1 protein-coding gene is annotated in these 1,225 nt (G+C 74.9%); it reads left to right on the plus strand.

All coding sequences use genetic code 11. The annotated features are described in order from the left end of the window. Positions 1-1,225 (plus strand): prenyltransferase/squalene oxidase repeat-containing protein (locus AB0K09_RS33535; protein ID WP_366069160.1); only part of this gene is annotated, 1,225 nt, incomplete at both ends.

The raw sequence follows: 1,225 nt of genomic DNA on the forward strand, positions 1-1,225 counted from the left end.
TGGCGCCCGACGCGTCGCCGTCCCCCGCCGCCACCCAGGGGCTCTACGGAACCAAGGACCCGAAGTTCGACGGTGTCTTCCGGCAGTCGCTGGCCCTCGCCGCGCAGAGCGCGGTCGGTGTCACGCCGCCCAAGGCGGCCGTGGAGTGGCTGGCGGGCCAGCAGTGCGCGGACGGCGGCTTCGCCGCGTACCGGGCCGACACCGCCAAGCCCTGCGATGCCAAGGCGGGCGAGTTCACCGCCGCGACCGCGGCCGCCGTGCAGGGCCTGGCGGCGGCAGGCGGTCACGCCGGTGCCGTGACCAAGGGCCTGGCCTGGCTGAAGTCGGCGCAGAACCAGGACGGCGGCTGGGGCATGAACCCCGGCTCCCCCAGCGACGCCAACTCCACCGCGATCGCGATCGGCGCGTACGCCGCCGCCGGCCAGGACCCGGCGAAGGCGACGGCCGGCAGCGGCAAGAGCCCGTACGACGCGCTGCTCTCCTTCCAGCTCGGCTGCGACAAGAAGGAGGACGAGCGCGGCGCGTTCGCGTACATGCCGCAGAACAACGAGCTGGCGCCCAACGACCTCGCCTCGGCCGCGGCCGCGCTGGCCGCGCTCGGCAAGGGTTTCCGGGTGAACACCGGCAAGGCCGACAAGGCCGACAAGCCGGTCAAGACGCTCGACTGTGCCGACGGTGACACCTCGAAGCCGAAGGACCCGGCGGCCGCCGCGGACGCCGTGGCCGCGTACCTGGCACGGAAGCTGGACGCGAACGGCGGGCAGCTGAAGTCCGCCATGCCGGGCGCCCCGGCCGGCCCGGACTTCGGTACGACCGCCGACGCCACGCTCGCGCTCGCCGCGGGCGGTCACCGGGAGGCGGCCGCGAAGCCGCTGAAGTGGCTGGAGTCGAAGGACAGCAAGGCCCTGGACTGGGCCAAGGACCAGCCCGGCAGCCTCGCCAAGCTGATCCTCGCCGCGCAGGCGGCCGGTGCGAACCCGCGTGACTTCGCCGGCACCGACCTCGTCGGGCAGCTGGCCGCCACCGGCCCGAAGCCGGACGCGGCCTCCTCCGCGGCGGCGGAGAAGAAGGAGTCGGAGAAGAAGGACGAGGGCGGCAGCGGTTCCGGCACGTGGTGGTTCGTCGGTGCCTGCTCCGGCGCGAGGCCCGCCGCGCGCGCCAGCGCGAGCTCCCCGGGGCTCGCGACCTCGCACCCGAGCCCCTCGTCGGCCAGCAGCCGCAGCAC

The sequence above is a fragment of the Streptomyces sp. NPDC049577 genome (genome assembly GCF_040675635.1).
Taxonomy (GTDB): Bacteria; Actinomycetota; Actinomycetes; order Streptomycetales; family Streptomycetaceae; genus Streptomyces.